The following is a 20,654-nucleotide window of genomic DNA, read 5'->3' on the forward strand; positions in this document are numbered from 1 at the left end:
ATAATGCTGCATGCAAATTATTTTACGGCTGTTATTGCTTTGGGACTGATAAGTATTGGACTCGTTGTATTTTATTTCCTGATTAAATTTATTTTCATAAAGAATACTTACAGCACGAGACATTTAATAGAGATCGACAGAAAGAATCAGCCTGAACTTTTTACGCTCATTGACGAAATTATCAGGGAAACCAAAATAAGTAGGCCCGGAAAAGTTTTTTTATCACCGGAAGTTAACGCGAGTGTAAGTTACAGTTCTCCTTTCTGGAGTATGTTTTTACCCGTTAAAAAAAATCTTACCATCGGAATTGGATTGGTAAATACGGTAACCGTGGGTGAACTCAAAACCGTTTTGGCCCATGAATTCGGGCACTTCTCACAGCGAAGCATGAAAATCGGAGGATATGTTAATCAGGCTGAAAAAATAATTTTTGATACGGTATACAACAATAAGGATTTTGAAAATTCTATCAAACATGGTTCCGGGCATTGGGCATTTCAGATGTCTGGAATTATTTCAGTGGGATTTATCAGCGCTTTTCAATATATTTTAAAGATTTTTTCAGATTTTCTGTTTAAAAACAATGCTTCTTTAAGACGGGAAATGGAATTTCACGCTGATGCAGTGGCCACTTATGTCACGAATCCCAAAGAGCAGGTTTCAGCATTATTAAGAATGCAGTTAAGTAATGAAGCCTTTAACAGTTCATTTGTATTCTTTGCAGAAAGCAACAATAAATTTTTACCTGAAGATTTATTTGAAAACCAAACCCTTCTTCTAAAAGTTTTCAGTGAGAGGAATAACTACTTTTTCGAACACGACCTTCCGAAGATTGATCTTGAAGACATAAACCGATATAACACGGCGAAAATAAAAATTGAAGATCAATGGTCATTTCATCCTGAAATGGATAAAAGAGTTGAAATGATCTTAAAAAACAAAACAAAGAATAATCCGGAGAACAGCGATCCGGCAAAAAATATAATCCGCGGATATAAGGAAATATGCAGGGCTTTAACAAGCAAATACCTAACCTTATTTGAGATTAAAAATGTTGGTGAAACCCTTGAGGACAATAATAAATTCCTACAGCTGTACAATGAAAAGTATCCTTACCGATCGACCAATTCAGAATTTAACGGGTATTATGAAAATCATAATCCTGTTCTTGACGATATGGATGAAATTATGAATAATATTGAAAATTCGGAAAAACACGATTTCTTCAATGATGAAAATGTAAATTTGGTATACGAAAAAGCTGGCAGGGATAGCGATTTGTCTTTATTGAATCACCTCATTGCACATCCTAAAACAATTAAAACTTTTAGCTACAACGGCAGATTATATAAATCTAAAGATGCCAGACTTTTAATTCCCAGAATTAAAGACGAATCTGAAAATCTGAAAAAGCAACTAATTGAAAATGATATCCGGATTTTCAGCTATTTTTACAGTCTGGCAGATCATCATGAAAAAGGAATCTTGGCAGGTAAATACAGAATGTTAGCTTCACTTGACAAGGAATTTGATATTTTTCATAATTCCCTCAATAATTTTATTCCCCATCTCCAGTTTATGATGGTGACCTTACCAATGGAAGAAATTCGCAGGTACAGAGCTCTCTTACTTAAAAATGAAAAACCTTTCAAAGATATTATCAAACATTTTATAGAAGAATCATCCTATAAAAACTTTTTAAGAATTGAAGATAAACAACTTCTTCAAAAGTTTATTAATTCAGAATATATCTATTTTAACAATGATAGGTATATTCAAAAGGAAGTAGATTCTGTTTTTCATATAGTAAACGAATATCAGGTGATCATCAACAGAATCTATACCGATTGTAAAGAAGAACTCCTTGAATATCAGAAAAGGTTGGAAAAAGCATCTTAATTAATCCGCACCCGGGAAATGATACGTCCTTGCCGGAGGATTGGTATCGTCGATATTGATATTTAAAGCAAGGTATACAAAATGAAAGTTTTTGTTTCCTTTCGCTTCAAACTCCCGCTGCAAAAGGTACCCCCCCAAAACCCCGAAATGCTCATCGATCTGATAGCCTAAACCGCCGTAAATTCTGTTTCGTGCGAATGAAGGTTTATTAGGTGAAACAATAAAAATTTCGTCGTACACATTAGCAAATAGGGTTTTAGGGCCGATCTTTTTCGCATTTAGCGGAACGGAAATATTCAGACGGTACCGGTAACGCATTCTCTCTGAACTTTTGTCCGTCTGCGGTTCATAAAACCACGACTTTTCTGCACGGAAACGGTTTTCAAATTTTACAATCCCTTTTTTAAAATCAATCACATCCTGAAGCCAAACCCTGAACTCTTCCCGGTTTATGGCATGTTCTTTATAGGTTGCATATCTTCCCAGCCCGATAAAAGGCTTGTGGTTTTTCGTAAGATTATATCCCAACCCTCCTTTTATCTCGTAATAGTCGGGATACGTATATTCTTCAATTCCTCTGGACTGGCCTTCTAAATAAAGGAAAAATTTTGGATGAAATTTATAAGTGATGGTGAGTGCATTAAAACTGGAAATATGTTCCTGTGCTTTGAAAAAGGTAATGCTAAACAGCAGGCTTAAACTTATAAATAATTTCATCTAAAAAAATTTTTGCAAATGTAAATGAATTAACAATTTCGTAATATTAACTTTAATTCATTATTAATTAACATTTACTTAATATTGATATTATATGAAAACCCTAAATGAAACCATCTTTGCGGCATTTGGACCCCAAAAGTTTCTGTATATGAAGTATTTGTAAGATTATTGATCAACACATACACTGAAAAATCTTTTTTAACGAAACTTAATTTTTCATCAATCAGATTATAGCTTCCGTTGTTAAGTCTTTCGTTGTAACGATAAACTACTTCATTGGTAAAGTTTTTCAGGAAAATGGTTTCTAATTTAGCAATAAACTGATGCCTTAAATTATCCAGGGCATATCTTGCTAAAAAAGTAGACGGCTGATTTATTTTATTATCCAGATAAGTATATCCGATCGTATATTTCAGCCAGTCGTTCAGGCGGTGATTTACTTCGGCCTCGATTCCTTTGATGGTGGTATCGCCGATATTCTGGGCAGACCAGAAGGCATCACTCTCACTGATTTTTGTCCAGTCGATGGCATTGTGGGTATCTCTCAGGAATCCGCTCGCCTTCACCAAGATATTTCTTGTCTGATACTGGTATCCAATTTCCGAATAAACCGCATTTTCAGGTTGCAGTTCCTGATTTCCACGTTCTGTTTTACTTGTGTAGTACAGGTCTGTAAAAGTAGGAACACGGTGTACTTTTGCAATATTACCGTAGATTTTATTGTTTTGGTTAAAGCTATATCCTACGTCAAGCCCCGGGTAGAAAAAGTTTCCTTCTTTGGAATAATTGGCCCATGAAATTCCCGGGCTGATGTTCAGTTTTTTATCCAATAGAGAAAAATGATGCTCAAAGAATACCTGCGAAACAAAGCGGTTCCTGTTTCCTAAATTATTGCTTACCAAGAATTCTTTTCGCAGCTCCACTCCAAGCCCGGTTGTACCTAATCCCCATTCATAAGTGGAGTTCACTTCTCCGCCTGCATTGTTGCCGATGTGCATATTCCGATATATTTCCGGTTTTGCTCTGTTGAAAAGGTACATATCCTGTCCTCTTCTCCAGTAAACATTTGAATTTAGTTTCAGATTCCCAAACTTTTGCTGGTGGGCAATGCTTACTACAGAAGCCTGCGTCTCTTCATACTGTTCCGTTGCCGATTGTGGACGCGTAAAACCCGTTGGCTCCAAATTTTTTCTCCGAAAAACCTGCCTGCAGTCTGAGATCCCCATCCTTGATATTCAGTTTACTTTGGTAAAAGACATTCCGGATCTCATAATCCGTATTGTAGATATATCCCTGCGAACTTGCAGAATTCGCCTGTAAGGAGTTGGAGAACTTTTCATTTCCAAGCTGAGCGTTTAATCCAAGTCCGTAATTTCCAAAATCTCCGGCTTCGGCGCTTATCTTCACTCTTTTTCCTGGATTTGTTTTTGTAATCACGTTGATGACCCCGGCATAGGCATTTTGTCCGAAACGTCGTGCAGCAGGACCTTTAACTACCTCAATTCTTTCCACATCATCAAGATCTACCGGTAGGTTCATGGAATTGTGCCCGGTCTGCGAATCGTTCATTCTGATTCCATTCAACAGCAGCAGTACCTGTTCGAAAGAACTTCCACGGAAACCTATATCACTTTGCACCCCGTTCGCTCCTCTCCTCCTGATGTCCATCCCCGGAACCTGCTGAAGGATTTCATCAATGCTTTTTGCAGGGGAATTTACAATGTCCTCTCTGGTAATGATGGTAATATTCTGGTTGGCACTTTTGTAAGGAGTGGAAAAAAGCTTTCCCTGAACTTCAATAGTTTCAATATCAGTTTGCTTTTCTTGCGCCTGCACGAAAAACAAAGTTCCGAGGAAGAAGATGCTCCCTGCTTTTTTAATCATAATTTCGGGTTTATTCTCAGTTAGTTTTGCGATCCCAAAAGTAGTGGAGTTCCCGAAGAAAGACAAATGATAGTTGTCATAAAAAAGGATGCGCAAAAAACGCATCCTTGAAATATCATTATTCTCTTTTTTAATTACATGTATACCAGATCTCTGAACAGCTTAACGATCTCTGAATTGCCGATGTATTGTACAATTTTATATAAAACTGTAAATGGCATACGGATCAAATAAGTAGAACTGATCTGGCAGAATTTATTTTTTAGGTTTAAAAATATACTTTATCGATTGATCGAAATCGGTTAAAAAATTTACATATTCCGCTTTTATAAATTCTTCTTTTCCCACAACAATAACCTTGCTGGTATCAATTTTTAAATCCGGATGATTTTTCTTGATATCGGCTACATCAAAGTATTCTTCTTTTCTTACAAGAATACTTTTTATCTTTTTATCTTTTAATATATCAGGTAACATTTTCAACTGTTAAAGTAGTCATATTTATGCTAAACCGAAAGAAATAATTATTTCTTTTTCAGATTTTTAAATTCATAAAAATAACCGGTCATAAAATAAGACAATTTCCAGTAACAAATCTATGAATACAGAATCATATTCTTATATTATCCATCAGGCATTAGATACCACAAAAAAGGATAACATTCTCTGATGTATGATGTTACTTCCCGAAATTGCCGGCTATACGGGTTAGCTTTATAGAATGAGACTTTTGTATTTTGTTCTCACCTTACTTTTCTTAAGCACATAAATGAACCTGCTATGATCCGGAGTACTTCTCAGATTGAACCTGTACAGAAATTCGTTCACATATTTTTGAAGATGTTTTCTGGAAACAGAATTGTAGATGCCGTAAATAGAATTTTTAAGTATTTTCCAGCAGCCCTCAATGCTATTGGTATGTATCGTCTTGTCTTTGGCATTGACGTACTCTTTTTTAGAATGGTCAACCACAACATGGTAATAGGATTTATCCAGTCCTTTGTACCCGCCCCATTCATCGCTGATTACCCGTGTGTTTTTTGACGACACGTACCTATGGATTAGAGGCTGAATATTACTTTTACCGGTATTTTCGATAACATAGGCGTTCATTTTACCACCGCGCTGCAACATACCCATTACCGGCACTTTATCCGGGAAATTACGTCCTCCGGAATATTTTACTTTTTTTGCTGCGTGTCTGTTTTTATTTTTACCGCCGATAAAAGTTTCGTCACATTCGATATCACCTTCAAGCTCATTATTGTTTTCAATTCCGAAACATTCACGGATGCGGTGGGATAAAAACCATGCGGTCTTCTGGGTAACGCCGATATCTTTTGCAAGCTGGACGGAACTTATCCCCTTTTTGCCGCAGGTGAGCAGCCAGATGGCCAGAAACCATTTCTGAAGGCTGATCTTGGTATTTTCAAACATAGTACCGGTTTTCACATTGAAATATTTACCGGTATTCTTGCACCTGTAACGGTTGTTACTGCATTTATATATTTTCGATTCCGGATCGAACGGGCTCTCAACAGCACCGCCCCATCTCATTTGCTCTAAGTAGTCGATACATACTTGCTCAGAAGAGAAAGTGTGGATTAATTCCAGTACAGACTTGAAATTTGTGTTAATCATGGTATTGCAATATTAGCAATTATTTGAACGTATAGTTTTCCATCATATTATTAAATTTTAGTTAAAGTTTCTATATTTTTCTAAAAATCGTGATTTAGCGATAACGTAGCTATATTTATTTCAAAACTTATTGATAAAAAGTATTATTTCAAATAGTGTAGAAATGTAAATAATTACCATACAGCCGTACTTTGGGGGGTTTCTAAAGTATCGATTGAATTAAAAACAGCACGTAGAAAAATCGGAGGCGGATCTCATTTCAAAATACGTTTTTATCTAGTGTAGATTTGTAAATACTTGCCAAAACATATACCTGAACTTCCGTCAAAAATTCGTAATTTTGTTAGTCTTAATTTTACTATGGCTACTAATACAGATATAGATATTAAAAAACAGATTTTCGTTAAGAATGCACATCTTAATAATCTGAAACACATTGATGTTCTCATCCCCAAAAACAAGCTGATCGTCATTACTGGAGTTTCCGGAAGCGGAAAATCTTCACTGGCCTTTGACACGATTTATGCGGAAGGACAGAGAAGATACGTAGAAAGTTTAAGCTCGTACGCCCGGCAGTTTTTAGGAAAGCTGGAAAAACCGAAAGTGGATGATATCAAAGGGCTAGCCCCTTCGATCGCCATTCAGCAGAAAGTAATTTCGTCCAACCCGCGGTCTACAGTAGGAACTTCTACGGAGATTTACGACTACATGAAACTTCTTTTCGCCAGGATCGGGAAAACATTTTCCCCGGTTTCGGGAGAGGAAGTAAAAAAAGATTCCGTTTCGGATGTGGTGGATTTTATCAAGTCTTCCAAAAAAGAAACCTCATTTCTACTGACAGCTCCTTATGATTATGACGCTGCCAATTTCGGAGAGAACCTCAATGTACTCAAGCTTGCAGGTTTTACAAGGCTTGAGATCAACGGTAATGTGGCCGGAATCGAAGACCTGGAAAGTTTCGGCTTCACCCCCGAAAAAGGAATGGAAATCAATCTGGTAATCGACCGTTTTGCGTATGAAGAAGACGAGAGTTTCCTTCAGCGTCTGGCAGATTCCATCCAGATGGCTTTTTACGAAGGCCGGGGGTATTGTTCGTTAAAGAATATGGATACTGGAAAAACCAAAGAATTTTCCAACAAATTTGAACTTGACGGCATCGAATTTCTGGAGCCGAACGTTCACTTTTTCAGCTTTAACAATCCATACGGGGCCTGCCCGACCTGCGAAGGATACGGAAAGGTAATCGGAATTGATGAAGACCTGGTGATCCCGAACAAAACCTTATCGATTTTCGAAGATGCGGTGGCATCCTGGAGAGGGGAAAGCATGAGCGAATGGAAAAAGGATTTCATTAAAAAAGCAAAGGACTTCCCGATTCATAAGCCGTACCATCAATTAACCAAAGAACAGAAAAAATACCTCTGGAAGGGAGACGGGAAAAGCACTTTCCCTTCCATCGATAATTTCTTCAGGATGCTGGAGGAAAACTTATACAAGATCCAGTATCGGGTGATGCTTTCGCGTTACCGCGGAAAAACGCTCTGCCCCACCTGTGAAGGCCTGAGGCTGCGTGAAGAAACCAGCTGGGTAAAAATCGACGGATATAATATCCAGTCGATGATTGAGCTGCCGCTGGATGAGCTTTTTCCATTGATCCAGGAATTAAAATTATCCGAGCATGATCAGGAAATAGCTAAAAGGCTGTTGTACGAAATTACAACACGTCTGGAATTTTTATTAAAAGTCGGGTTAGGCTATTTAACATTGAACAGGACTTCCAATACCCTTTCGGGTGGTGAAAGTCAGCGGATCAACCTGGCGACAAGCTTAGGAAGTTCCCTGGTGGGATCTATTTATATCCTGGATGAGCCATCGATCGGCCTTCATTCCAGAGATACCGAAAATTTAATTGAAGTATTGCATAACCTTCGTGATCTTGGTAATACTGTGATTGTGGTGGAACATGATGAAGATGTAATGAAAGCCGCAGATTATATCATCGATATCGGGCCGGAAGCCGGGTATTTGGGCGGAGAGCTTGTATTTGCCGGTGATTACAAAGAACTGAAAAATGCAGACACCTTAACCTCAAAATACCTTACCGGAAGGCTGGAGATCGAAGTTCCGAAAAAACGCAGAAAACCGAAAGAGTGGATTAAAATAAAGGGGGCTCGTCAGAATAACTTAAAAAACGTGGATGTAGATATTCCTCTGGAAAGCCTGGCGGTGATTTCCGGAATTTCAGGAAGCGGAAAGTCTACTTTGATGAAAGAAATCCTGACCAATGACATCCAGATTCAGTTGGGCATGGGCGGTAAAAAAGGCGATTACGATTCTGTCGACTTTCCGGCCAAGCTGATTAAAAATATTGAGCTGATCGACCAGAATCCGATCGGGAAATCATCGCGCTCGAATCCGGTAACGTACCTGAAAGCGTATGATGACATCAGGGATCTGTTCGCCAAGCAGAAAATGGCAAAGATGATGGGCTATAAACCGAAACATTTCTCTTTCAACGTAGACGGCGGAAGATGTGATGAATGTAAAGGCGAAGGCGTAATTAACGTTTCCATGCAGTTTATGGCAGATATTGAGCTGGAATGCGAAGTGTGTAAAGGAACCCGTTTTAAAAACGAAATCCTGGAGGTAAAATATGACGAAAAAAACATTTCGGATATTCTTCACATGACCGTGGATGAAGCGCTGGAATTTTTCAGTGATAATAAAGAAGATAAGATCGTTACCAAGCTGAGACCTCTACAGGATGTCGGTTTAGGATATTTACAGCTTGGGCAGAGTTCATCTACCCTGTCCGGTGGTGAAGCACAGCGTGTAAAGCTCGCCTCCTTCCTGGTGAAAGGCGTAACAACGGACAAGACGCTGTTTATTTTTGATGAGCCGTCTACCGGGCTTCATTTCCACGATATTCAGAAATTGCTGAAGTCCCTGCAGGCTTTGATCGATCTGGGACATTCTGTAATCGTGATCGAGCATCAGCCGGATATTATCAAATCGGCAGATTACATTATCGATATCGGACCGGAAGCCGGAAAACACGGCGGTGAAGTGGTCTTTACCGGAACACCGGAACAACTGGCCAAGGACAAAAAATCCCATACGGCAAAGTACATCAAGGAAAAACTTGAAAATTAAACCAAAAAAGAGAGCTGTATGGCTCTCTTTTTTCTTCTGACTGTTCTTAAAAAAAGTGTAACTCTTTATAAATAAGAACCTTTCTGTCTAGTAGTCCCACCAAGAATCGAACTTGGATCTAAAGTTTAGGAAACTTCTATTCTATCCGTTGAACTATGGGACCTGCTGGTTTTTCAAAGATAGTATTTTTTATGGTTAAAATAAAAGAATCCGCTCTTTAGGAGCGGATTCAGTAGATAAAAACATCTCATTTTTTTAATTAGACAACAATAAAAAAGCACAGCCGACGATGCTGTGCTTAAATTTTTATAAATTTAATTGCGATTTCAAAGTTGAAAAAAGCAAAATTTGGTTCCACTTCAGTTGTATTTCTTAGTAAATGTAGGAATAAATTCTATGCCAAACAATGAACGGAATGTTAAAATTTAATGTTTAACATTTACATCATCAACTATTATTTTTTGATTTATTTTACTCTGATAAATGCTCTATTGCACTTCTATGAAAGACCATCAATAAGATTAGAAAGTTTTTTTTACCCGTTATACTAAGTTTAAGTCCCAAAAAAACCGGAAATTCTTACGAACTTCCGGAAAAAAATTTGCTAAATATTAATGAAATTAATTCGATTTCAGGGTCCAGATTGAACCGTTCTTGGTGGTAAGCTTTTCAAGGCTACCCTTAGCAGAAAGATCATTAAGCAGCTGCTCGCTCTCCCTTCTTGGTGTCCCGGATAGTTCGGAATACTCTTTTGCCGTTAGTGAACTGTACTTAGCAAATAGGCTTTCCCAGTTTTTAGAATACTCAGATTTTTGGGTATCCGAATTTACTTTTAAAATGGCTGTTTCATAAAAGGCATACGGCTTAGATCCGTATACAATCTCTTTACTTCCTGCATCATTGGTAAAAAACATCGTCGGGAAACCTCTTACTCCCATTTCTCTTGCCAGTTTCAGATCTTCCTGGAAAAGTTCTTTTCCTTTTCCGTCAAAGTCTTTTTTCAGCTGATCGGTATCAAGTCCCGTCTTTTTCGCTGCTGCTGCGATATGCTCCCACTTTGCAATGTTCTTTTTCTTTAGAAACACCATTTCACGAAGTTCCCTCATGAATTCGACCGCCTTGGTTTTGTCCTGCAGTTGTGCAGCTTTAAAGGCAATCGACGGCGGATAGGAAGAATCCAAAGGATCCTGAAGCCACACGTCTCCGTCAATCGGCATATCGTAGTATAAACTTACCTCATCCCAATGATGCGCCACATCAGAAGGTTTACTGATCCCTCCGCTGTTGTAGCTCCAATCCGGAAGAAGCCCGCCCATTCTGTATTCTATATCTACATGGTTTCCGTATTCAAGCTTCAGCTTTCTCAGCTGCGGCTCGATTCCCCAGCATGAAGAACAGATCGGATCTGTGAAATAGATAACTTTTACAGGTTTTTCATTAGCCTTTACATTGATGTTCCCAATCTCCATTTTTTCTCCGGGAACTTCACAAATTCCTGTAGCAGGATCGCATAATAGCGGATTTGTTGATTTACTTTCCATTTTCTTACTTTTATCACTCTGTCCATTACAGCTGCTGAGTGCGGCTGTAAGGAACAAGAATGTTAATATTTTGCAATTCAGCATTTACTATGTTAAGATTTGATGTCCTTCTTACTATATCACAAAACTAATGTTTAATCACTACATGACGGTAACGGCTTTCCTTTTGGAAACCGGTTTCCTCTATGAAACCAACTAACCGAAATTTATTATCTTTACTCCATTAAATAAATCAGCAATGAAAAAAGAAGCCAGCTTTAATACTTCTTCAGTATGCAAGAACAGGATGAACGCCATTAAGGATTCAATGGAAATCTTATCGGGGAAATGGAAATTCCATATTCTCGGAACTTTGATGCAGGGCGGAAAAATGCGTTTTATGGATCTAATGAGAGAAATCGATGGTATTGCAGCCAAAATGCTTTCCAAAGAACTTCAGGATATGGAAATCAATCACCTGATCAAACGTACGGTACTGGATACAAAGCCTGTAACGGTAGAATATGAAGTCACGGAATACGGCAAGACCATTGAGCCCATTATCGATGAAATTGCAAAATGGGGCATTGAATACAGAAAATCCCTCTATCAAAAATAAAAAACCGGCAATAAAGCTGCCGGTCCGAAAAAACAAAAATTGATATGGATATGATTGTTGTGTTTTTTTATTGAAACAAATTTATGTTTATTTAGAATCAATAAAAATAATATAGAGATGATATTTATCACCTATTGAAGAAATTTTCAAGCCCGGATTTTAGCTTCTCGTTAGCTGATCCAGTTTTTTCAGCAGTGTAGGTATTCTGAAACTGCCATGCATTCCTTCAATTTCGGTTTGTACTGCATCAACATCAATACCTTTTGCCGTCAGAAAAAGTGGCGTTTTGCTTTCACCCCGAAAAACCATTCTTCTTTCCGGATCATTGCTGTTGAATCCGTTTTTGGCAATGCCGACCACAGGAAATTTCTGATCTAAAGCTTCATAAAGATAACCACCCAGCCCATGTTTACCGTTTTCATCAAGCGTTACATAACCGTCGACGATAATCACATCACACGGCTGGAGATTGATTTTATTTAAAAGGCTGACTATACAGGGCAGTTCTCTTTTATAAAAAGCACCACTTTCATAATCCGAAGTTATGGCAGTTTTTTCACTGAAAATTTCCGTTTCCTGCGCAGAATCCCAGTCCTGGAAAGCAAGACAGACGGTATTGGCATAATCGTCGTAATAATAAGTATCAAAAGCGTAGATCATCTGAAAAGAATAGCTGATTGTTTTATGGAATTAAATTAATCTAAAAAAACTCACCAAAATGCCACAAGACGCCGCTCGGATCATGCACAAAACATTCTTTTCCCCAAGGCAGGGTTTGTACCGGGCTTACTTTTGCCGATTGGTATTTTTCCGTAAGGTTCAATGATGAAAGTTCCTCAAAGAATGCATCCGTATTCTCGACTTCGATAAAAACCATGGTATTGTCGATCCAGTCTTTTACATAACCATCCTGAAGATAGAATCCAATATCATCCCATCTGAACAATGACATTTTCGGATCGATCACCACTTCTTCAAAACCGAGATCCCGGTAAAAGCTTCTGCTGACTTCAAAATTTTCCGAACCAATGAAAGGCCGGATTGATTTTACATTTTGTTTCATAATGTATTTTACGCCTATTACATTTTGTGAGTAAGTAAATTGAATATTTAAAAGAAAGGCAAACTGCCATCAGCAAATTTGCCTTATGTTTTATACTGTACTAATTATTTTTTGTCAACCACGATTCTCTCCGGCCGGTTTGCCAGTTGCCAGGCGGTCGCAAAAACCAGCTGGGTTCTTTTCGCCAACAGATTATAGTCGATTTTCTCTACGTCATCGGTCGGCTTGTGATAATCTTCATGAATTCCGTCGAAGAAAAATGCTACCGGCACGTTGTTCTTCGCAAAATTATAGTGGTCTGAGCGGTAATACAGTCTTTCCGTATCGTTCGGGTCGTCGTATTTATAGTTCAGCTCCAGATTATTTGTCATTTTATTTGCTGCCTCGTTGATGACTTTCAGCTGGGAGCTCAGCATTTCGGAACCGATAACATACACGTACTGCTTCCCTCTGTTTTCCGGATCGTCACGCCCGATCATATCGATATTTAAATCGACAACCGTATTGGCAAGCGGAAATATCGGGTTATCCGTATAAAATTCAGAACCGAACAGTCCATGCTCTTCGCCTGTCACATGCAGGAAAAGAATGGATCTCTTCGGACCGTTTCCTGCTTTTTTAGCAGCCTGGAAAGCTTTTGCAATTTCCATTACAGCCACCGTTCCGCTTCCGTCGTCGTCCGCACCATTGTAAACCACCCCGTTTCTTGTTCCGACATGATCATAGTGTCCGGAAATAACCACAATTTCTTCCGGTTTTTCAGAACCTTCGATGAAAGCCAGGATATTTTCAGAATCGGGAAGGTTTCCGCCTCCCCTTTGTTTCATAAAAGCTGCCGGGACTTTCTGGTAATAAGATCCCAGAGCCTTGGGATAAGAAATTCCCAGGCTTTTATAATAGTTCACCATATATTCTCCCGCTTTTTTCTGTCCCGGGCTTCCCGTATCTCTTCCTTCCATCTCATCCGAAGCAATTACATATAAGTTTTTCTTCAGATCTTCTGCCTTAATTTCTTTATAAGCAGAGAGAAAGGCCTTATCTGCTTTTACGACAGAAGAAGACGGTGAAGTTCCAGAGCCGGAAACGGTTTTTGAAGCACCGCAGCTTACCAGCAGAGCGATTGAAAATAATGGAATGATTAATTTTCTCATTGATGAATAATTTGCCTAAAAATAACAAAATTTATTTAATCTCCGGCGGAATGGTATTTTTCATATATTTGGATTAAATGCAAAAAGTATGGAGAATATTTACGGATTCAATCATTACTCTTTTTTTACCGAAATGTCTGAGCTGGCTGTTAAGAACAACAGTTTCGACCTGTCCCTGGGATTACCGGATTTCGACATCGACAACCGTATGCGGGAATACCTGAAAGAAGCGGCAGATCTTAACAATCATAATTATGAACCGCTTGCGGGAAATCCGCTGCTGGTTCAAAACGTCATCACCTTTAATATCAATAGGAAGCACAGCATCCGCCTGATCGAAAATGAAGTAACGATCGTTCCTTGTGCCACCTTTGCTCTATACACTTCCCTCAAATGTATTTTGAATCAGGGAGATGAAGTGGTGATCATCCAGCCGTCCTATTATACCTACGGACCTTCGGTTTTCATGAATGGCGGTGTTCCGGTCTATTACGATCTTGAAAACGACTTCTCGGTAAATTGGGAAAAGCTTCAGAACTGTATTTCCGAAAAAACAAAAGCGGTCATCGTTAACTCCCCTCAAAATCCTACCGGAAAAATCTGGTCACCGGACGATTGGCAACAGCTATATTCCTTAATTAAAGACCGGGAAATTTATCTTATTTCCGAAGAGATCTATGATACTTACTGTTTTGACGGACTGGAACATTACAGTGCATTTCTTCATCCGGAACTGAGAAAAAGAACATTCGGCATTTTTTCTTTCGGGAAAATGTTTCATTCTACAGGCTGGAAGGTTGGCTATCTTCTTGCTTCGGAAGACCTGACGGCAAAATTCCGGTGCCATCAGCAGTATATTTCTTACGGTGCCAGTGCGCCTTGCCAACATGCCATCGCCAAATATCTTGAAGTTTTTGACCCTTCCGCCAATCAGCTTTTTATGCAGGGAAAACGTGATCTTTTCTACGAATTAATCAATCAGACACCACTGATTGTTGAGAAGAAAGCTGAAGGAGCTGTTTTTCAGATCGCAAATTTCAGATCGGTCTCCAAAACGATGACTGACGTGGAATTTTCAAAGTGGCTGACCGTAGAAAAGAAGGTTTCCTGCCTGCCGCTGTCTGCATTTTACAATTCAAAACAGGATTCCGATTACATCCGCTTCAGCTTTGCAAAAAATGACGAGCTGATTATTAATGCGCTAGAGCATTTGAGAAAGGTGCTTTGATTTTATTTAATTCGCAAAAGGAGTAATCTAGGAAAAATTTTTAACGCTGTCGACGCAAAGAATGGTTATATTCTTATGACAGATTTTTCAGTCGCAAAGGCATTTCATTCAGCAAATGACAGCAACATATACTGCTCATCTCCGTATTTCATTTTAACTGATCGCTGCTTGCTGAGAGTTGAAATAAAATTATAAAAGGCAGCTTAGTAAAATATCAGTTGACTTTTACTTGTTCACTAAGATTTAATACTAATTTCCTTTGTAATAAAATTTTCTACTGAAATTATTAATAAAAAAAGCACTGCCTAAGACAGTGCTTTTAATTATATTTTTAATTTAGATTATAGCGATAATACTCTTACATCAATCCTCCTGTTTTTCGCCATACACTCTTCGGTATCGTTGGCTTCACATACCGGATGCTGGGATCCATAGCCCTCCGCTTCTACCCTGTCACCGCCTACACCAAGCTCCAGTAATTTAAGCTTTGCCGTCTGTGCCCTGAGGTTGGACAGCTTCTGGTTGCTTTCTTCGTTTCCGCTGTTATCGGTATAGCCTCCCAGTTTTATTTTCATTGTCGGATAGGCGTTTAAAAGTTCTACGAGATTCAGCAGCTGTGCATCGGAACCCGGTCTTAAATCGCTCGATCCGGTTTCAAAATAAAGATTTTCAATAGTATACCATTTGTTGGGATCCAGAACGCCCTGATCTTTATTTTTAACGGCATTATACAGCTGATAAATCTGGCTGCTCTCACCTATTTTTATTCTTTTACCATCTTTAAGCTCTATTTCTTTTATAGCTCCCGTATCATATACAAAATCTCCGTTTTCATTAAGATATCCTTTCACTTCAGGTGCTACAATTGCTCCGGCCGTAGTATTGGCAGCAGGATTAACAATGGTTGTACCGGTGGTTCCCATTAATGCTTCCAGTTTTGCTTTTCTGTTGGCTTCAATTTTATCTTTGTGCATAACCGCTAAAGTAGGTGCAATAACCAACGATACAATTGACATCAATTTGATAAGGATATTCATGGAAGGGCCTGAAGTATCTTTGAAAGGATCTCCAACGGTATCTCCTGTTACGGAAGCTTTATGAGGGTCAGATCCTTTGTAATACATCTGCCCGTTGATACTTACTCCTTTTTCAAAAGATTTTTTTGCATTGTCCCAGGCTCCGCCGGCGTTATTCTGGAACATTCCCATCAGTACTCCGCTTACCGTGGCTCCTGCTAAAAATCCGCCTAATACTTCGGGTCCGAAGATAAATCCGATCAGCAACGGGGAAATAATTGCAATGGCTCCCGGCAGCATCATTTTTCTGATGGATGCATCGGTAGAAATAGCCACGCACTTTTCATATTCCGGCTGTGCCTTTCCTTCGAGAATCCCCGGAATTTCCCGGAACTGTCTTCTAACTTCTTCCACCATCGCCATTGCTGCCTGTCCGACTGCTGTAATGGCTAAAGAAGAGAAAATAAAAGGAATCATTCCGCCGACAAACAGTCCGGCCAGAACATCAGCCCGGTAAATATCGATGCCGTCGATACCTGCAATTCCTACGAAGGCAGCAAATAAAGCCAAAGCCGTCAATGCAGCGGAAGCAATGGCAAATCCTTTACCTGTGGCAGCTGTTGTATTTCCTACCGCATCCAGAATATCTGTTTTTTCACGGACTTCTTTCGGCAATTCGCACATTTCGGCAATTCCGCCTGCGTTATCAGCAATCGGTCCGAAGGCATCAATAGCAAGCTGCATGGCGGTTGTTGCCATCATTCCTGCCGCGGCAATCGCAACGCCATACAATCCGGCGCAGAGATAGGAACCGTAAATTCCGCCGGCCAATACAATGATCGGCAGTAAAGTAGATTCCATTCCTACGGAAAGCCCGCCGATGATGTTGGTCGCATGTCCGGTCGAGGATTGTCTGACAATGCTGGAAACCGGCCTTTTTCCCATCGCGGTATAATATTCTGTAATAATACTCATTAAAGTTCCGACTACAAGCCCTACCATGATGGCTCCGAAGACGCCCATTTTGGAAAATTCGTGTCCTCTCAATACCATTTTATCCGGCAGAATATAGGTTACCAGGAAGTAAGAAGCGATGGCAGTAATAACGATGCTGCCCCAGTTCCCGAGATTCAGAGCGTTCTGTACACTGGAAGTAGAAGAATCTTCGTTATCATTAATCCTTACAAACAAAGTCCCGACGATCGAGAAAATAATCCCTGTCCCGGCAATAAGCATCGGTAAAAGGATGGGTGCAAAACCGCCGAAAGAATCTTCAGAAATTGTTTCTCTTCCCAAAACCATGGTCGCGAGCACCGTGGCCACATAAGAGCCGAACAAATCCGCTCCCATCCCGGCAACGTCGCCCACGTTATCACCTACATTATCCGCAATCGTCGCCGGGTTTCTCGGATCGTCCTCCGGGATTCCGGCTTCTACTTTTCCTACCAAATCGGCACCGACATCGGCAGCTTTTGTATAAATTCCCCCGCCTACTCTTGCGAAAAGCGCGATGGATTCAGCTCCCAAAGAAAATCCTGTCAAAATTTCAATGGTTCTTTCCATTTCATGGGAATCTACCGGAGAATTGGGTGCGAAAATCTGTTTAATAATTAAAAACAGCGCTCCCAATCCTAAAACGGCTAATCCCGCAACGCCCATTCCCATAACGGAACCTCCCGTAAAAGAAACTTTCAGCGCTTTTGAAAGTGAAGTTTTTGCTGCCTGGGCGGTCCGCACATTGGCTTTGGTTGCGATCTTCATCCCGATAAAACCAGCCGATGCAGAAAACACGGCACCGAAGATAAAGGCAATCCCGATGGTCCAGTGGGAATTGGCATTGCTCATGCCCATTACCGCCAGAAGAATGGCGACAATCACGACAAAATAAGTTAAAATCCTGTACTCAGCTTTTAGAAAAGCCATTGCACCGTCAGCGATATGTCCGCTGATAAGTTTCATTTTTTCATTTCCGGCATCCTGCTTATTGACCCAATTGCTCTGGAGGTAAGTATACACTAATGCAATCACCCCAAAAATTGGTACTAATACAAATAGATCCATAGTTTAATATTTTTTTGGTATAGATTACTAAATATAATCATTTTATTGTTATCAATTCATTAAAATATTTACAAGAATTAGAAGTAAGCACCTGAATTAAAAATTTACCCTTTTCTTTCCTCCAAATAATTATTAATTTTGCCGTATGGATTTAAGAGACCAATTGAAAAACCTTTTTCCTGATCACGAAGAGCAGGATTTTGAAATGCCCAAAGAACAATTCAAGCAGAAAGAACCTTTGGTGTGCAAGTTTGAAAAGAAAGGAAGAAACGGAAAGCCTGTAACCATTGTTGAAGGCTGGGAAGGAAACGAAGAAGAACTAAAAAAAATCTCGAAGAAAATAAAAACCACATTAGGGATCGGCGGCTCCGAAAAGGACGGTACCATTATCATTCAGGGCGATAACCGTGATAAGATTATGGAAATCCTTAAAGAAATGGGATTTAAAACAAAGAGGGTCGGCGGATAATTTTAAATGTATTACGCTTGTAGCCCATAGCTTAAAATAAATTGGCTTTTAGGCAACGAATTTAATTTTTAATCGTTGTCTTTCTATCTCCGTATTTGCATAATTAATATTTTGCCGTTATCTTCTGCGGTATATCTGCTATTATTTAGCATCAAATCAGTTTCTTCTTAACTTAAAATTCTGAGTAGGCTTACAGATACATAAATTGGTACTGTTGTAAGGTGCTAACCTAGGTTTATGCTTGTATTAAAGCGCGTTTAGGTTTAAATCTTCTTTAACGGATATACCTTATTGTATTTTTTACTAATTTTAAACCCCGAAATCACATTCATTACTAAAAACGGCCTATTCTGTACAGGCTTTTTTTTGAATAATGAGGCAGGATCTTTGGGAGAGATTTTAGTACATCACAATTTTCATTTTAAACTATAAAAAGATTATGCTCAATAAACTTGCAGCTTCAGAACTGGTGCTGAACGAAGACGGAAGTGTTTATCACCTGAACCTTTTACCGGAAGATATTGCCGGGAAGATCATTCTTGTAGGAGATCCTGACCGGGTAGCCAAGGTTTCGAAATATTTCGATACGGTAGAAATCAGAAAAAATAAAAGGGAATTTTATACGCATACCGGAACTTTGCGCGGTGAAAGAATCACCGTAATGTCAACGGGAATCGGTACGGAGAATATCGATATCGTCATGAATGAGCTGGATGCCTTGGTAAATATCGATCTTCAAAATAAAGAATTTAAGACAGAACATACGGCGCTGCAGCTATTCCGGATGGGAACGTGCGGAAGTGTGAATCCTGACGTTCAGGTAGACCATATGCTGGTTACCCAAAATGTTGTAGGACTGGACGGCCTGATGCATTTTTACCAGGACTATGCATTTGAAAACGAATTCTCAAAAAATTTTTCAGACCGCTTCCCGTATGCTAAGATTAAACCAATGCTGTATTTTTCCGAATGGTCAGAAGAATTGGGAGCACTGTATGCAGATGCCAAATATCATGGAAACACGGCAACTTTCCCGGGTTTTTATGCACCACAGGGCAGACAACTCCGTTTAAAAGCAGTTGACGACCAGTTTTTGGAAACGCTAAATGATTTAGGGGTGACCAATTTTGAAATGGAAACTTCGGCTATTTATGCCTTATCCAAAATGCTCGGACACAAAGCAATTACAGTAAACAATGTAATTGCCAACAGAAGACGCGGGGAATTTTCTGCCGACCATCATGCTTCTGAAAAGAATTTGATTGAATGGGTGTTGGAGCGGATTATTAAATAAATCCTATTTATAATCGTAAGCGCGGTTTTAACAGCTGCTTTCAAAAGACTTAAGAAATAAAAAAGGTCGTCCAAAAAATTTTGGACGGCCTTTTCTTTAATAGGCACAATTTTTTTCATATTCCCTGATGATTCCGCCATAGAATTCCAGATAAGCCTCAAGCATATAAGCCCCTAATAAATCCTGAGTTCCGTTATATCCCAGCTTCCGGCTTTTGCCCTCGTCATAAGCCTTTTTTCTGATCTCCTTAAATTTTGCATTCAATTCTTTTTTAAAAGCTTTGTCTTCAAATTTTACTTCAAGGGAAGTCATGTATTTTTGGAATTCAGGGCAATCTCTGCCTGCATATTTAAATGCTTCTGCCATCTTATCATATAGCGAACCTGCAAAAAGTCCCAGTTTGTCATAGTCAACCGGCATAACGGCAAAATCATCTTTTGCATTCCTTATGTACAGTTTAGAATACACATAATTACAAGTTGTTGCAGTACAAACTTTTAAATTAGAACCGTATATCTTTATTTTTCCGTCATAAAGCAAGGGTTCAAAAGACCTTTTCTTTTTGTCATTTACTTCTCCATTCTTATCTATATATTTCATGTCAAGCCTTTCTATTAAGCTTTGCACATCATCCTGATCATCATATATTTTTACAGATTTTACTTCATTTGCACCAAACTTTTCATCGTCCGAAGTTTTTGTCTTTTTGTAAATAAAATTGTAGATATCATCCTTATTAAAAAAACTCGGATAGGTACCGTTCGGATAAGTGTAACCCACGAGAAAGCCCGTTACGGTAGAACCATCGGTTAGCGTAAAGTCAACTTTCGGTAAATCTTTAGTATTGTGCTTTCCAAAATAAGGCTGAGAGAAAAATTTCACAAAAGTGAAGCAAAACAGGACAAGAATAAATTTAGTTTTCATAGATTTTATTTT

General features: G+C 39.1%; 17 protein-coding genes and 1 tRNA gene. 6 read left to right on the forward strand and 12 right to left on the reverse strand.

The features are described from left to right. Positions 1 to 3 precede the first annotated feature (3 nt). Positions 4 to 1,899: a M48 family metallopeptidase gene (locus QE422_RS12920; RefSeq protein WP_307459007.1), complete on the forward strand. Its 1,896-nt coding sequence runs from the start codon at positions 4 to 6 to the stop codon at positions 1,897 to 1,899. Here the strand turns inward: QE422_RS12920 and QE422_RS12925 are convergent, their stop codons facing one another. The 5 genes from QE422_RS12925 to QE422_RS12945 all read right to left on the reverse strand — a co-directional run bounded on the left by QE422_RS12925 (position 1,900) and on the right by QE422_RS12945 (position 6,144). Next, positions 1,900 to 2,616 carry a DUF2490 domain-containing protein gene (locus QE422_RS12925; protein WP_307459010.1) on the reverse strand — a complete coding sequence of 239 codons (717 nt, stop codon included), beginning with the start codon at positions 2,614 to 2,616 and terminating at the stop codon, positions 1,900 to 1,902. It lies immediately after the preceding gene. A gap of 74 nt (positions 2,617 to 2,690) precedes the next feature. Then, on the reverse strand, positions 2,691 to 3,803 hold the full coding sequence (locus tag QE422_RS12930) for a TonB-dependent receptor (RefSeq protein WP_307459012.1): 1,113 nt from the start codon (positions 3,801 to 3,803) through the stop codon (positions 2,691 to 2,693). Continuing rightward, positions 3,754 to 4,503: a TonB-dependent receptor gene (locus QE422_RS12935; protein WP_307459015.1), complete on the reverse strand. Its 750-nt coding sequence runs from the start codon at positions 4,501 to 4,503 to the stop codon at positions 3,754 to 3,756. Before QE422_RS12935 ends, QE422_RS12930 begins: the two co-directional genes overlap by 50 nt. Before the next feature lie 255 nt (positions 4,504 to 4,758). Then, positions 4,759 to 4,980: a hypothetical protein gene (locus QE422_RS12940; protein WP_307459018.1), complete on the reverse strand. Its 222-nt coding sequence runs from the start codon at positions 4,978 to 4,980 to the stop codon at positions 4,759 to 4,761. 237 nt (positions 4,981 to 5,217) lie between these two features. Then, complete coding sequence (locus tag QE422_RS12945) at positions 5,218 to 6,144, reverse strand: IS1595 family transposase (protein ID WP_307459021.1); 927 nt, start codon at positions 6,142 to 6,144, stop codon at positions 5,218 to 5,220. 360 nt (positions 6,145 to 6,504) lie between these two features. On the opposite strand from QE422_RS12945, the gene uvrA reads away from it, so the two are divergent. After that, positions 6,505 to 9,297, forward strand: coding sequence for an excinuclease ABC subunit UvrA (uvrA, locus tag QE422_RS12950; protein WP_307459024.1), 2,793 nt, complete (start codon positions 6,505 to 6,507; stop codon positions 9,295 to 9,297). A 91-nt stretch (positions 9,298 to 9,388) separates the two neighbouring features. Here the strand turns inward: uvrA and QE422_RS12955 are convergent. Together QE422_RS12955 and QE422_RS12960 are read right to left on the reverse strand one after the other, a co-directional pair. Further along, positions 9,389 to 9,460 (reverse strand) — tRNA-Arg (locus QE422_RS12955). Positions 9,461 to 9,917: 457 nt separating this feature from the next. Then, on the reverse strand, positions 9,918 to 10,838 hold the full coding sequence (locus QE422_RS12960; RefSeq protein ID WP_307459027.1) for a ClpXP adapter SpxH family protein: 921 nt from the start codon (positions 10,836 to 10,838) through the stop codon (positions 9,918 to 9,920). 238 nt (positions 10,839 to 11,076) lie between these two features. Here QE422_RS12960 and QE422_RS12965 point away from each other — a divergent pair, with 238 nt between their 5' ends. Beyond that, positions 11,077 to 11,436 (forward strand): helix-turn-helix domain-containing protein, encoded by a 360-nt coding sequence (locus tag QE422_RS12965; RefSeq protein ID WP_307459029.1) that lies wholly within the window; start codon positions 11,077 to 11,079, stop codon positions 11,434 to 11,436. 159 nt (positions 11,437 to 11,595) lie between these two features. Here the strand turns inward: QE422_RS12965 and QE422_RS12970 are convergent, their stop codons facing one another. The 3 genes from QE422_RS12970 to QE422_RS12980 all read right to left on the reverse strand — a co-directional run bounded on the left by QE422_RS12970 (position 11,596) and on the right by QE422_RS12980 (position 13,650). After that, positions 11,596 to 12,096 (reverse strand): endonuclease V, encoded by a 501-nt coding sequence (locus QE422_RS12970; RefSeq protein ID WP_307459031.1) that lies wholly within the window; start codon positions 12,094 to 12,096, stop codon positions 11,596 to 11,598. A 40-nt stretch (positions 12,097 to 12,136) separates the two neighbouring features. Then, complete coding sequence (locus tag QE422_RS12975; protein ID WP_307459034.1) at positions 12,137 to 12,499, reverse strand: glyoxalase; 363 nt, start codon at positions 12,497 to 12,499, stop codon at positions 12,137 to 12,139. 104 nt (positions 12,500 to 12,603) lie between these two features. After that, positions 12,604 to 13,650, reverse strand: coding sequence for a M28 family metallopeptidase (locus QE422_RS12980; RefSeq protein ID WP_307459035.1), 1,047 nt, complete (start codon positions 13,648 to 13,650; stop codon positions 12,604 to 12,606). Between the two features lie 88 nt (positions 13,651 to 13,738). On the opposite strand from QE422_RS12980, the gene QE422_RS12985 reads away from it, so the two are divergent. Next, positions 13,739 to 14,878, forward strand: a complete 1,140-nt coding sequence (locus tag QE422_RS12985) for an aminotransferase class I/II-fold pyridoxal phosphate-dependent enzyme (RefSeq protein ID WP_307459037.1) — start codon at positions 13,739 to 13,741, stop codon at positions 14,876 to 14,878. Positions 14,879 to 15,219: 341 nt separating this feature from the next. On the opposite strand, the gene QE422_RS12990 is transcribed toward QE422_RS12985, so the two are convergent. Further along, positions 15,220 to 17,955, reverse strand: a complete 2,736-nt coding sequence (locus QE422_RS12990; RefSeq protein WP_307459041.1) for a sodium-translocating pyrophosphatase — start codon at positions 17,953 to 17,955, stop codon at positions 15,220 to 15,222. A 145-nt stretch (positions 17,956 to 18,100) separates the two neighbouring features. Between QE422_RS12990 and QE422_RS12995 the strand changes: the two genes are divergently transcribed. Together QE422_RS12995 and QE422_RS13000 are read left to right on the forward strand one after the other, a co-directional pair. Beyond that, on the forward strand, positions 18,101 to 18,424 hold the full coding sequence (locus QE422_RS12995) for a translation initiation factor (protein WP_307459043.1): 324 nt from the start codon (positions 18,101 to 18,103) through the stop codon (positions 18,422 to 18,424). Between the two features lie 439 nt (positions 18,425 to 18,863). Beyond that, the gene (locus QE422_RS13000; protein WP_307459045.1) at positions 18,864 to 19,718 is read left to right on the forward strand and encodes a nucleoside phosphorylase; all 855 of its coding nucleotides are present in this window, start codon (positions 18,864 to 18,866) and stop codon (positions 19,716 to 19,718) included. A 96-nt stretch (positions 19,719 to 19,814) separates the two neighbouring features. Here the strand turns inward: QE422_RS13000 and QE422_RS13005 are convergent, their stop codons facing one another. Next, the gene (locus tag QE422_RS13005; protein ID WP_307459048.1) at positions 19,815 to 20,642 is read right to left on the reverse strand and encodes a hypothetical protein; all 828 of its coding nucleotides are present in this window, start codon (positions 20,640 to 20,642) and stop codon (positions 19,815 to 19,817) included. Positions 20,643 to 20,654: the final 12 nt, after the last annotated feature.

Origin of the sequence: Chryseobacterium sp. SORGH_AS_0447 (assembly GCF_030818695.1) — a bacterium.
Classification (GTDB): domain Bacteria; phylum Bacteroidota; class Bacteroidia; order Flavobacteriales; family Weeksellaceae; genus Chryseobacterium.